General features: G+C 66.7%; 10 protein-coding genes. 1 reads left to right on the top strand and 9 read right to left on the bottom strand.

Translation table 11 applies throughout. The features are described from left to right. Window positions 1-707: 3-hydroxyisobutyryl-CoA hydrolase (locus AC27KI_RS12225; protein ID WP_487114010.1), on the bottom strand; the 707-nt coding region annotated here is incomplete at its 3' end. A gap of 239 nt (window positions 708-946) precedes the next feature. On the opposite strand from AC27KI_RS12225, the gene AC27KI_RS12220 reads away from it, so the two are divergent. Beyond that, window positions 947-2,875, top strand: a complete 1,929-nt coding sequence (locus AC27KI_RS12220) for an ABC transporter ATP-binding protein/permease (RefSeq protein WP_487114008.1) — start codon at window positions 947-949, stop codon at window positions 2,873-2,875. On the opposite strand, the gene typA is transcribed toward AC27KI_RS12220, so the two are convergent. The 8 genes from typA to AC27KI_RS12180 all read right to left on the bottom strand — a co-directional run bounded on the left by typA (window position 2,805) and on the right by AC27KI_RS12180 (window position 13,052). Next, window positions 2,805-4,625, bottom strand: a complete 1,821-nt coding sequence (typA, locus tag AC27KI_RS12215; RefSeq protein ID WP_272568713.1) for a translational GTPase TypA — start codon at window positions 4,623-4,625, stop codon at window positions 2,805-2,807. The two genes, AC27KI_RS12220 and typA, sit on opposite strands and share 71 nt — an antisense overlap. Then, window positions 4,622-5,611, bottom strand: coding sequence for a tRNA pseudouridine(55) synthase TruB (gene truB / locus AC27KI_RS12210; protein WP_487114006.1), 990 nt, complete (start codon window positions 5,609-5,611; stop codon window positions 4,622-4,624). Before truB ends, typA begins: the two co-directional genes overlap by 4 nt. Before the next feature lie 89 nt (window positions 5,612-5,700). Beyond that, window positions 5,701-6,072, bottom strand: coding sequence for a 30S ribosome-binding factor RbfA (rbfA, locus tag AC27KI_RS12205; protein WP_272568711.1), 372 nt, complete (start codon window positions 6,070-6,072; stop codon window positions 5,701-5,703). Between the two features lie 15 nt (window positions 6,073-6,087). Further along, entirely contained in the window at window positions 6,088-8,937 is a 2,850-nt protein-coding gene (infB, locus tag AC27KI_RS12200) for a translation initiation factor IF-2 (RefSeq protein WP_272568710.1), read from the bottom strand. 23 nt (window positions 8,938-8,960) lie between these two features. Next, the gene (gene nusA, locus AC27KI_RS12195) at window positions 8,961-10,445 is read right to left on the bottom strand and encodes a transcription termination factor NusA (protein WP_272568708.1); all 1,485 of its coding nucleotides are present in this window, start codon (window positions 10,443-10,445) and stop codon (window positions 8,961-8,963) included. A 76-nt stretch (window positions 10,446-10,521) separates the two neighbouring features. Further along, the gene (gene rimP / locus AC27KI_RS12190; protein WP_272568705.1) at window positions 10,522-11,112 is read right to left on the bottom strand and encodes a ribosome maturation factor RimP; all 591 of its coding nucleotides are present in this window, start codon (window positions 11,110-11,112) and stop codon (window positions 10,522-10,524) included. 252 nt (window positions 11,113-11,364) lie between these two features. Continuing rightward, complete coding sequence (locus AC27KI_RS12185; protein ID WP_487089822.1) at window positions 11,365-11,745, bottom strand: thioredoxin family protein; 381 nt, start codon at window positions 11,743-11,745, stop codon at window positions 11,365-11,367. 17 nt (window positions 11,746-11,762) lie between these two features. Beyond that, complete coding sequence (locus AC27KI_RS12180) at window positions 11,763-13,052, bottom strand: c-type cytochrome (RefSeq protein WP_487089824.1); 1,290 nt, start codon at window positions 13,050-13,052, stop codon at window positions 11,763-11,765. Between the last annotated feature and the right edge of the window lie 50 nt (window positions 13,053-13,102).

Below are 13,102 nucleotides of genomic sequence, written 5' to 3'. Positions count from 1 at the left end.
GCCCTAGTACTCATTGCCTCTTGTGCTACAAATTTAGTAGCAATCGATGCCTGCACCGCCGCTGCGTCGGTGAAGGACTCCGTGCCCAGCGCATCCCAGACCGCCGCCTGCCGATCGGACGGCAGGCATCCGTCGGCCAGGCCCAGCGCCACCGCATCGCCCGCGCCGATGGTGTCCCCCGTCAGGCCCATCCATTCGCCGGCGTGTCCCGGGCAACGCGACAGGAAGTAGCCGCCCCCCACGTCCGGAAACAGGCCGATGGCCGTCTCGGGCATGGCCATCTTCGTGCGCTCGGTCACGATGCGCAGGCTGGCCCCCTGGCTGATGCCCATGCCGCCGCCCATCACGATGCCGTCCATGAACGCGATGTAGGGCTTGCCGTAGTGGTGGATCAGGTGATTGAGCGCGTATTCCTCGGTGAAGAAATCCTCCAGCCTCGGATCGCCCTGGCTGCCCGCCTGGTGCAGAAAGCGGATGTCGCCGCCCGCGCAGAAGGCGCCGAACGGGCCTTCCTTGTTGCTGCCGCGAATGGCCACCGCCAGGATGCGCTCGTCGTCCTGCCAGGCCAGCAGGGTCTCCATGAGCGCGCGCACCATGCCCAGCGACAGCGCATTCAGTGCCCGGGGGCGGTTGAGGGTGAGGAACCCCACCTGCCCGCGCACCTGGGCCAACACCTCTGCGGCCGCTGCCGTCGTCGTCTCCGTCATCGCTGTTCCTTTTTTCAATCGGTTCACGGTCTGAAAGGCCCGCTCGCACGCTGGCGGCCGGCCCGGGCGGAATCTTAGGGCCTGTGGCCCGCAGCGAATGTCAGGCGGTGGACAGGTGCCGGCACCTCGCACGCAACAAAGCACGCAGCGATGCACGGGAGCGCGTTTAAGGCCCGGCTAAGCCAGCCGCCCGGCGCGCGCGGCACACTGGCCATTCCCCCACAACGATCGCGCCCTCGATGCCCCATCCCCCGCTTGCCAAGACGTCCGCCTGGTCACTGATCCGCCCCTACTGGTTCTCGCAGGAGCGCTGGCCCGCGCGGGGCCTGCTGGCACTGATCGTGGCGATGAACCTGGGCATCGTGTACATCAACGTGCGCATCAACGCCTGGAGCGCGGACTTCTTCAACGCCCTGGAAGCGCGGGACACTGCCCGTTTCGGGCCCCTGCTGCTGCTGTTCACCGGGCTGGCGCTGGCCTACATCGTCCTGGCCGTGTATGCGCTGTACTTCAAGCAGATGCTGGGCTTTCGCTGGCGCCGGTGGCTCACGACCGACTACCTGCAGCGGTGGCTGCACGGCAACGCGTTCTACCGCATCGAGCGCGACCGGCTGGCCGACAACCCGGACCAGCGCATCGCCGATGACCTCAGCAGCCTGGCGACCACCACCCTCGCGCTGACGCTGGACCTGCTGTCCACGGTGGTCACCCTCGGTTCGTTCGTTGTGATCCTCTGGTCGGTGGGCGGGCCGCTGCTGGTGCATGTGGCGGGCTACAGCGCCACCATTCCGGGCTACATGGTCTGGGCCGCTGCGGCCTATGCCCTGGTGGGCTCGGTCGCCATGCAGGCCTTCGGCCACCGCCTCGTGGCCGTGAACTACCGCCAGCAGCAGGTGGAGGCGCACTTCCGCTTCGGCCTGGTGCGGGTGCGCGAAAACGCGGAGCCCATCGCACTGTACGACGGCGCACGGGCCGAAGCCGCCCAGTCCGCCACCCTGTTCGGCCGCATCCAGGACAACTGGCGGATGGTGATGCGCTACACCAAGCGCCTCACGCTGGTGAACTCGCTGTACGCGCAGGTGGCCGTGGTGCTGCCGCTCGCGCTGGCGGCGCCGCGGTACTTCGCGGGCGCCTACAGCTTCGGGGTGCTGATGCAGATCAGCCGGGCCTTCGACACGGTGAGCGGAGCGATGTCCTGGTTCATCAACAGCTACGGCACGCTGGCGGAATGGCGCGCCACGGTGAACCGGCTGGCCGAGTTGCGCGACGTGCTCGCCACCGTGCCTGCCACGCCGTCCAAAGGAATCCAGTGGCGAGCCGGGGCCGGCTCCGTGCTGGCGACGCACGGCCTGCAACTGGCCCTGCCCGGCGGCGCCACGCTGCTTCGCGTGCCCGACCTGCGCATCGCACCCGGCGAGCGCTGGCTGCTGCGGGGCCCCTCCGGTGCGGGCAAGAGCACCCTGCTGCGCGCGCTGGCCGGCCTGTGGGACTTCGGCAGCGGCACCATCGAGCGGCCTCGCGCGCGGATGCTCTTCGTGCCGCAGCGCAGCTACCTGCCGATGGGAAGCCTGGCCGATGCGCTCGCCTACCCGGACACGGCCGGCGAACACCCCGAAGCGCAGGTGCGCGAGGCACTGCAGGCGGTGGGGCTCGCACCGTTCAGCGGCCTGCTCGGCGAGGTGGCGCCCTGGGCCCAGCGCCTGTCTCCCGGCGAGCAGCAGCGCCTGGCCTTCGCGCGCGTGCTGCTGCAGCAACCCGAATGGCTGCTGCTGGACGAGGCCACCAGCGCGCTGGACCCGGCGGCCGAGCGCATGCTCTACACGCTGCTGGCCGAGCGCCTGCCTGCCTCCACGGTCATCAGCGTGGGCCACCGGGACGCGCTGGCCGACTTCCATGCGCGCGAATGCGTGCTGGCGCCGAGCCACGCACCGCAGGCGATCGCCACCTCTACCCTGCCCGGGCAGGGCGCCCAGCCGGGGAGACCGCCCTGCCTGCCTGAGCCCTGGGGCACCGCAGGAAGAGCAACGAGAAAAAGAAAAAGGCACCTTGCGGTGCCTTTCTCGAAGCCAGCGGTGGGAAGCGAAACCCCCTCACCGATCAGCGGCCGGCGCGCTTGCGCTCGTTTTCCGTCAGGAAGCGCTTGCGCAGGCGCACGCTCTTGGGCGTGATCTCGACCAGTTCGTCGTCCTCGATGAACTCCACGCCGTATTCCAGCGTGAGGTCGATCGGGGGCGTGATCTTGATCGCGTCTTCCTTGCCGGAGACGCGGAAGTTGGTCAGCTGCTTGGTGCGCGTGGCGTTCACGATCAGGTCGTTGTCGCGGCTGTGGATGCCGACGATCATGCCTTCGTACACCGGGTCGTTCGCCTTCACGAACATGCGGCCGCGGTCGTCCAGCTTGCCCAGGGCGTAGGTGAAGATTTCACCGTCGTCCATGGAGATCAGCACGCCGTTCTTGCGGCCGCCGATGGCGCCCTTGTGCGGTTCGTAGCTGTCGAAGATGTTGGAGATCAGGCCCGAGCCGCGCGTCAGGTTCAGGAATTCGTTGGTGAAACCGATCAGGCCACGGGCCGGAATGCGGTACTCCAGGCGCACGCGGCCACGGCCGTCCGACTCCATGTTCACCAGTTCGCCCTTGCGCTCGCCCAGGGCCTGCATCACGCCGCCCTGGTGGGTTTCTTCGATGTCGGCCGTCACCAGCTCGATCGGCTCGTGCTTTTCGCCGTTGATGTCGCGGAACACCACGCGCGGCTTGGACACGGCCAGCTCATAGCCTTCGCGGCGCATGTTTTCCAGCAGGATGGTCAAGTGCAGTTCGCCACGGCCCATCACCTCGAAGATGCCTTCTTCGTCGGTTTCCTTCACGCGCAGGGCCACGTTGTGCTGCAGTTCCTTTTGCAGGCGGTCCCAGATCTGGCGGCTGGTCACGAACTTGCCTTCGCGGCCGGCCAGGGGCGAGGTGTTCACGCAGAAGTTCATGGTCAGCGTGGGCTCGTCCACCTTGAGCATGGGCAGCGGTGCGGGATTGGAGGGGTCGGTCACGGTCACGCCGATGCCGATGTCCTCGATGCCGTTGATCAGCACGATGTCGCCCGGGCCGGCCAGGGGCGTCTGCATGCGGTCCAGGCCCTGGAAGGTCAGCACCTGGTTGATGCGGCCCTTGACACTCTTGCCCTCGGGGCCTTCCATCACCAGCACGTCCTGGCCGGGCTTCACGGTGCCCTGGCTGATGCGGCCCACGCCGATGCGGCCCACGAAGGTGGAGAAATCGAGCGCCGAGATCTGCAGCTGCAGCGGAGCGGTCGGGTCACCCGAGTTCGGGGGCACGTGCTTGAGGATGGTGTTGAACAGGGCCGACATGTCGGGGCCCCACTGCTCGCCGGGAGCGCCTTCTTCCAGCGAGGACCAGCCATTGATGCCCGAGGCATACACCACGGGGAAGTCGAGCTGCTCGTCGGTCGCGCCCAGCTTGTCGAACAGGTCGAACGCGGCGTTCACCACCTTGTCGGGGTTGGCTCCGGGCTTGTCCACCTTGTTCACGACCAGGATCGGGCGCAGGCCCAGGGCCAGGGCCTTCTTGGTCACGAAACGCGTCTGGGGCATGGGCCCTTCTTGCGCGTCGATCAGCAGCACCACGCTGTCCACCATGGACAGGGCACGTTCCACTTCGCCGCCGAAGTCCGCGTGGCCCGGGGTGTCGACGATGTTGATGTGCGTGCCTTCCCAGCTCACGGCGCAGTTCTTGGCCAGAATGGTGATGCCCCGCTCTTTTTCGATGGCGTTGTTGTCCATCACGGTATCGACGACCTTTTCGTGGTCGGCGAAGGTGCCGGACTGGCGCAGCAGCTGGTCGACCATGGTGGTTTTGCCGTGGTCAACGTGCGCGATGATGGCGATATTGCGGATTTGTTTGCTCATAGTGCTTCCAATATGCCGCGCTCTACCTGCGGCGTGCTTTCTAGAATCTGTTGAATTTCCAAGGGGCTCAGGAGCCGGTCGGGCACCAGTTCACCCGCAGTGGTGTGGCCCACGCCCAGCAGGGCATGGGGATCGTCTCCGAAGACCGCGACCGCGGGCGCATCGGGCCAGGGGCCGCGGCGGCGCACGCCGGACAGGAACCGCCCGGCATTCTCGCTGTCCAGCGTGACACGCACATGCTGTGCCAGCAGGATCTCGGCGGGGTGCACGCAGGCCATGCGCTCACCCTCGTCCATCGCCTCCAGCGCGGCCAGCGTGACGCAGCGCTCCACGCCCAGCCCGCCGGTGTCGATGCGCCGCAGGAACGTGAGGTGCGCACCGCAACCGAGCGCGGCACCGATGTCCTCGCCCAGCGTGCGAATGTAGGTGCCCTTGCTGCAGGTTACTATTATTTTGATAGCATAACGCCCCAGTGTTTCTTGCACTGGAGCCAGTTTCAATGCATGGATGACCACGTCGCGCGCCTCGCGCTCCACGGCAATGCCGGCGCGTGCGTACTCGTACAGCGCCTTGCCGTCTTTCTTGAGCGCGCTGTGCATGGGCGGCACCTGGCGGATCGGTCCCGTGAACTGGCGTTGCACCTCGGCCAGGCGCTCAGGCGTGAGCTGCGCCGGATCGACCTCGCGCTGCGCCAGCACCTCGCCCTCGGCGTCGCCAGTGGTGGTGGTTGTCCCCAGCAGGGCGATGGCCTCGTAGGTCTTGGGGGCGTCCAGCTGCAACTGGCTGAACTTGGTCGCCGCGCCGAAGCACAGCGGCAGCACGCCCGTCGCGAGGGGATCGAGCGTACCGGTGTGGCCCGCCTTCTCCGCCCGCAGCAGCCACTTGGCCTTCTGCAGGGCATCGTTGCTCGACAGGCCCAGCGGTTTGTCGAGCAGCAGCACGCCATGCACCGGACGCCGCTGGATGCGGGTGCGCGGCGCGCGCACCGCACCGCCACGCGGCCCGTTCGCTGCGTGCAAATCGCTGCACCCCAAGGGGGCACTCGCTCCCTGGGGCGGCCCGTCGGTATGCATGCTCAGTCTTCTTGGGCGCGCGAAGAAACCGCCTTGGCGATCAAGGCGTTCATGTCGGCCGCACGCTCGGTGGTGCGGTCAAACACGAAGTGCAGCGTGGGCACGGTGTGGATGTGCAGGCGCTTGAACAGGCCGTTGCGCAGGAAGCCCGCGGCCTGGTTCAGCGCCACCTGCGTGGCTTCGGGGTCACCGATCAGCACGCTGAAGAAGACCTTGGCATGCGCGTAGTCGGGAGTCACCTCCACGGCCTGCAACGTCACCATGCCCACGCGCGGATCTTTCAATTCGCGCGCGATCAGCTCCGTCAGATCGCGCTGGATCTGATCGGCGACCTTGAAACCGCGGTTGGGGGTGGAGGATTTCTTCGCAGCCATGTCGAGCCTCGGGCCTTACAGCGTCCGCGCGATTTCCTTGATGTCGAAGAACTCCAGCTGATCACCTTCCTTGATGTCGTTGTAGTTCTTGAGCTTGATACCGCACTCGAAGCCTTCTTTGACTTCCTTGACATCGTCCTTGAGGCGCTTGACCGAGTCGACTTCGCCCGTGTAGACCACCACGTTGTCGCGCAGCAGGCGGAAGCGTGCGTTGCGATGGACCATGCCCGAGGTGATGTACGAACCGGCAATCGTGCCGATCTTCGTGGCCACGAACACCGTGCGGATCTCGGCCGTGCCGATGACTTCCTCGCGCTGCTCGGGGGCCAGCATGCCGGACATGGCGACCTTCAACTCGTCCACGGCGTCATAGATGATGCTGTAGTAGTGCAGGTCGACGCCGTTGCTCTCGGCCGTCTTGCGCGCGCCGGCATCGGCACGCACGTTGAAGCCGATCACGATGGCCTTGGAGGCGATCGCCAGGTTGATGTCGGACTCGCTGATACCGCCCACGCCCGCATACACGAGCTGGACCTTGATCTCGTCCGTGGACAGCTTGAGCAGCGACTGCGACAGCGCTTCCTGCGAACCCTGCACGTCGGCCTTGACGATGATGGGCAGGTACTTGACCTCGCCCGCCGTCATGTCGGCGAACATGTTCTCCAGCTTGGCGGCTTGCTGCTTGGCCAGCTTGGTATTGCGGAACTTGCCGGCGCGGTAGGTGGCGATTTCGCGGGCCCGGCGTTCGTCGCCCAGCACCATGAATTCGTCGCCGGCCTGCGGCACTTCCGTCAGACCCTGGATTTCCACCGGGATCGACGGACCGGCCGATTTGGCGACCTTGCCGTTTTCGTCCAGCATGGCGCGCACGCGGCCGTAGGTCTGGCCTGCCAGCACCACATCGCCGACCTTCAGCGTACCGGACTGCACCAGCACCGTGGCCACGGGGCCGCGGCCCTTGTCCAGCTCGGCTTCGATCACGAGGCCCTTGGCCATCGCATCGACCGGGGCACGCAGTTCCAGCACTTCGGCCTGCAGCAGCACCTGCTCCAGCAGGTCGTCGATGCCCATGCCGGTCTTGGAGGACACGGGCACGAAAGGCGAATCGCCGCCGTACTCTTCGGGCACGACCTGCTCGGCCACCAGTTCCTGCTTGACGCGGTCGGGGTTGGCATCGGGCTTGTCGGACTTGGTGATCGCGACCACCATGGGCACACCGGCCGCCTTCGCGTGCTTGATGGCTTCCTTGGTCTGCGGCATGACGCCGTCGTCGGCCGCCACCACCAGGATGACGATGTCGGTGGCCTGCGCACCGCGGGCCCGCATGGCGGTGAATGCCTCGTGGCCCGGGGTGTCCAGGAACGAGATCATGCCGCGCGGCGTTTCAACGTGGTAGGCACCGATGTGCTGCGTGATGCCGCCGGCTTCGCCCGCGGCCACCTTGGCACGGCGGATGTAATCCAGCAGCGAGGTCTTGCCGTGGTCCACGTGGCCCATGACGGTGACCACCGGAGCGCGCCAGACCGATTCGGCCTGGGCACCCGCCACGTCGTCGTTGGTGAAGGCTTCCGGATCGTCCAGCGCCGCCACCACGGCCTTGTGGCCCATTTCTTCCACCACGATCATGGCGGTGTCCTGGTCCAGCGGCTGGTTGATGGTGACCATCTGGCCCATCTTCATCAGCGCCTTGATGACTTCAGACGCCTTGATCGACATCTTGTGCGCGAGCTCGGACACCGTGATGGTTTCGGGCACGTGCACTTCGATGATGCGGGCTTCCACCGGAGCCGATTGCTGGTGATGGTGGTCGTCGCGCTCGTTGCGGCGGCCACGGGGACCCCCGCGCCAGTTGTTGCGACCCACGCCGCCACTGCTGTCGCCGCGCGTCTTGATTTCCTTCTTCTTGGCAGGATCGCCGGCCCAGCTGGACGACAGCTTGGCGGACTTGACCTCCTTGTTGCCGCCGGCGGGCGCGGCCGGTGCACGGGCACCCGGCGCAGCGGCCGGCTTGTGCAGCGTGCCCTTCTTGGCATCGGCACCGGCGGGCTTGGCGGCCGCGGGAGCCGGCTTGGGCTCCTCGGGCTTCTTGGCCACGAGCACCTTCTTGGGTGCGGCCATCATGGCGCGGATCGCCTCGGCTTCGGCCAGGGCCTTGCGGCGGCGTTCGTCCAGATCGACGGCGCGCGCGGTTTCCTCGGCCGCACGGGCCTTGGATTCCTCTTCGGCCTTGGCGCGGGCTTCAGCCTGGGCGGCCTGGCGTGCACTGGCTTCCGCCGCCTGCTCGCGTGAGGCCTCCTGCTTTTCCGCCTGCATCTGGGCCTTGCGGCTTTGCTCCTGCGCAGCGTAGGCAGCGGCACGCTCTTCGGCTTCGCGCTCGCGCTGTTCGCGGGCTTCCCGCTCGCGGCGCTTTTCGTTCAGCTCGGCTTCCTGGTGGCCGATCAGCTCGGCCTGGCGGCGCGCTTCCTCTTCGCGGCGCACGAGGTCCTGCGATTCCGGAGACATCACGGTTTCCGCGGCTTCGGCAGCCTCGTCGGAGCCGGCGTCGGAGGCGCCCTCGCCCCCTTCGTCGCGCTTGATGAAAGTGCGCTTCTTGCGCACTTCCACCTGGATCGTGCGCGCCTTGCCGGTGGCATCGGCCTGCTTGATCTCGCTGGTGGATTTTTTCGTCAAGGTGATCTTCTTGCGATCGGCCGAGGCGGTGCCGTGGCTGGCCTGCAGGAAGGCCAGCAGCTTTTGCTTGTCCGTTTCGGTCAAGGCATCGGTCGGGGCGGCCTTGGCCACCCCGGCAGACTTGAGCTGGTCGAGCAGGGTTTCTGGCGATTTCTTGAGTTCAGTGGCGAACTCGGCGACTGTGTTACTGGACATATTTGGTTCGTACCTCCCCTGACCTACTCTTGCCCCGCGAACCAATGTTCGCGCGCCTTCATGATCAAGGCTTTGGCATCTTCTTCAGACTGGCCGGTCAGGGCGGTCAGTTCGTCAAGGCCTAAGTCGGCCAGATCATCCCGGGTGTTCACGCCGCCTTCGGCGAGCTTGCCGATCAACTCGGGCGTGAGGCCCTCGAGATCGCGCAGGTTCTGCGAAACGCCGTCCACGCTTTCCTCTCGGGCAATTTCCATGGTGAGCAGCGCATCCTTGGCGCGGGCACGCAGCTCGTTCACGGTTTCTTCGTCGAAGCTTTCGATCTCCAGCATTTCCTGCAGCGGCACGTAGGCCACCTCTTCGAGGCTGGCGAAGCCTTCCTCGATCAGGATGTTGGCGATTTCCTCGTCCACATCGAGCTTTTCCATGAACAGCTTGCGGGCCGTGTCGGTCTCGTTGGCCTGCTTTTGCGCACTTTCAGCCGCGTCCATGATGTTGATCTTCCAGCCCGTCAGGTCGGAAGCCAAGCGCACATTCTGGCCACCGCGGCCGATGGCGATGGCGAGGTTTTCCTCGTCCACCACCACGTCCATGGCGTGTTTCTCTTCATCCACCACGATGGACGACACGTTGGCCGGCGCCAGCGCGCCGATCACGAACTGGGCGGGGTCCTCCGACCACAGCACGATGTCCACCCGCTCGCCGGCCAGCTCGTTGGTGACGGCGTTGACGCGCGTGCCACGCACACCCACGCAGGTGCCGATGGGATCGACGCGCTTGTCGTGCGACAGCACCGCGATCTTGGCGCGGCTGCCGGCATCGCGCGCGCAGCTCTTGATCTCCAGCAGGCCCTGCTCGATCTCGGGCACTTCGTTGCGAAACAGCTCGATCATGAACTCGGGCGCCGAGCGCGAGAGGATGATGGGCGCGCCGCGCAGCGTCAGGTCCACTTCCATGATCATGGCGCGCACGCGGTCGCCATTGCGAAGGTTTTCCTTGGGGATCATCTCGGAGCGGCGCAGGCGGCCTTCCACCCGGCCCGACTCGACGATGATGTCGCCCTTGTCCATGCGCTTGACGGTGCCGGTGAAGATCTTTTCGCCGCGCGACATGAAGTCGTTGAGCAGCATCTCGCGCTCGGCGTCGCGGATCTTCTGCAGGATGACCTGCTTGGCAGCCATGGCGCCGATGCGGCCGATCGGCACGGAATCGACGCCTTCTTCGATGAATTCACCCACTTCGATGTCGGCGATGCGCTCGCGGGCATCCATCAGCAGCTCTTCGGCTTCGGGGTTCTGCAGACCGGCGTCGTCGGGCACGACGAGCCAGCGACGGAAAGTCTCGTAGTTGCCGCTGTCACGGTCGATGGCGACACGGATGTCCACTTCGCCTTGGTACAGCTTCTTCGTGGCCTGGGCAAGGGCCAATTCGACGGCGCCAAAGACCACATCGCGTTCCACGTTCTTCTCACGCGAAATGGCTTCGACCAACATCAACAGTTCGCGATTCATGCGACGACTCTCCTATTTTTCAATCTCTTGAAGGCCGCCGCGCCGCGCGCGCCAACCTTTGTATTCGTTCGGTGTGTCAGGCCTGGACCGGCCCGTCTTTGGATCCCCGCCCCTTGAAATCGACGATGGACGCCAGGCGCGCATCGCGCAGTTCGTCCAGCGTGAAACCCAGCGCTTGCAGCGGCGCCGGTACCCGTTTCTTGCTGACCCGCTGGCCAGGCTTCACGGGCGGCTCCTCGCTCCAGACGACCTGCCATCCACCGGCTTCGGTACGCTCCAGCGTGCCGCGGAATTTCTTGCGGTTGGCATTGACCTGACCGCCGCCAGCCTCGCCGATGGGCGCCTTGAGCGTGAGGTCCACCATGTGCCCGGTGAAACGGATGAAATCCTGCTCGTGGCGCAGAGGGCGATCAATGCCGGGCGAGGAGATCTCCAGCCGCTTGTACTCGACGCCATCCACTTCCAGCGCGAACTGCAGTTGCCGCGTGACCTTTTCGCAGTCTTCCACGGTGACGAACTGCTCGGGCAGCACGGGCTCGCCCTCCACGGGCGCCTGCCAGGGCAAATCGATGGTGATGCGCAGCAGGCCGCCGGCGGAGCGCTCGATCTCCACCAGGTCATAGCCCAGCCCGGTCACGGTTTGTTCAACGATCTGCTGCAATGCCACGTGTTGTTCTGTTCAGTATCCAGAAGTACAAAAAACCCGATAACCACCTAGGACCTTCCAGGGCAGCTTCGAGCTCCAAAAGCGAACGGCCAAAAAAAACGGGCGGTAGGTACCCGCCCGTTTGGTCGTGAAGATGCAATTGTAGCCTGTCGCGCGCCGCTTTGCAAAGGCGGCGGCATGCAATTTGCATTGGCGCCACAGGCGTACCAGCTGCCCCTGCGGCGAGCGAGCGAAAAGCCCGGCGGTTCTCCGCTATCCACGGGCTGCGCGCACCCGTTCGATCAGCGCCTGGGCCTGCGGATCCCGCCCTGCCGGAGGCTGGGATGCCAGGCTGTCGAGCAACCGCGAAAGCACCCCGGACTGGGGCAGCAGCGGACCGAGAAAGCGCGCGCCGGCCGGATCGGCGATGAGCAGGGTCGGAAAGGTTTCCACGTCCAGATCGCCGGCCAGGTCTTCCTCGTCTTCGATGTCCACCCACACGAAGCGGGCCTGCGGATGGGCTTGCGCCACGGTGTCGAACACCGCCCGGTATTCGCGGCACGCACCGCACCAGCCGGCGCACAGGCAGACGACCCACCAGCCGGCGGTCGCGCTTGAGAGGGATATGTCGGGAGAGGCGGCCGGTTCGTGCATGGAAGAAAGGGTGTAGCTCAGGGATGCCGCCCCTCACGGGCGCGGTAGATGTCCATCGTACCCACACTGGCCGCCCGGTTGCCCCAGGCGTTGCGAACATAGGTCGACACCGCCGCCACGTCTTCGTCACCCAGCACGTGCCGGAACGGCGGCATGCCGTAGGGACGCGGGTTGCCGGCCGTGGTGGGCGGGTAACCGCCCAGGAGCACCATGCGCACCAGATTGGTCGGATTTTCCATGGTCGCGGCGCGGTTTCCTGCCAGTGCGGGAAACGCCCCAGGCCGGCCCTCGCCGCGCTCTCCGTGGCATTGCGCGCATTGTTGCGAATACACGGCAGCGCCCCGCTCCATGGCCGAAGCGGACGGGGGTGCCACCCCCACCGCCGGCGCCGGGCCTTCGTGTGCGGGCAGCGCGCGCAGGTAGACCGCCATGGCGCCCAGGTCGGCGTCGTTCAGGTATTGGGTGCTGCGGAACACCACCTCTGCCATGGGCCCGGTGACCGACCCGCGCGGCGCCACGCCGGTGCGCAACAGCGCCACCACGTCTTCCTGCGGCCAGCCGGCCACACCCGCCTCAGCGGCAGCGTTGAGGGCCGGGGCATACCAGTTCTGTACCGGGATGAGCCCGCCGCGGAACGCCTGCGACTCGCTCGTCGCGCCGAAGGCGTTGCGCGGGCTGTGGCAGGCCGCGCAGTGGCCCAGGCCCTGCACGAGGTAGGCACCCCGGTTCCATTCGGCCGACTGCTGCGGATCGGGCGCCAGCGTGCCGGGCCGGAAGAACAGCGCGCGCCAGCCGGCCAGCGCGGCCTGCGTGCTGAACGGGAACGCCAGCGCATGCGGCGTGTTGGTGCGCTGCACGGCCGGCAGGCTGCGCAGGTAGGTGTAGATCGCGTCGGAATCCTCGCGCGTGACGTGGGTGTAGTTGGGGTAGGGAAACGCGGGGTACAACAGCCGGCCGTCCCGAGACCGGCCGTGGTGCATCGCGCGCCAGAACTCCGCCGCTGTCCAGCGCCCCAGGCCGGTTTCGGCGTCGGGCGTGAGGTTGCTGGCGAACACCACGCCGAACGGCGTCTCCACGCCCCGGCCTCCGGCGAACGGCGCCCCGCCCTGCGCGGTGTGGCACGACATGCAATTGCCCGCACGCGCCAGGTATTCGCCGCGCTGCACGGCCTGCGGCGTGGGCTGGGCCAGGGGCACGTCCTGCGGCGGCAAGGGCGCTTCGCCGCGCAGGTTCAGGTACACCACCACGGCGCACGCCAAGGCACCCAGCAGCACCAGGCCGGCCAGCCCTTTCAGCGCGCGCTTCATCGCAAGCCCCCCGATGCGCCCGTGCCGGCAGCGGCCACGCCGCCGCAGGG

Source organism: Acidovorax sp. KPB24-03, assembly GCF_057546605.1.
Note: the sequence above shows the minus strand (reverse complement) of the source record. Positions and strands in the feature narration are given on the sequence as shown.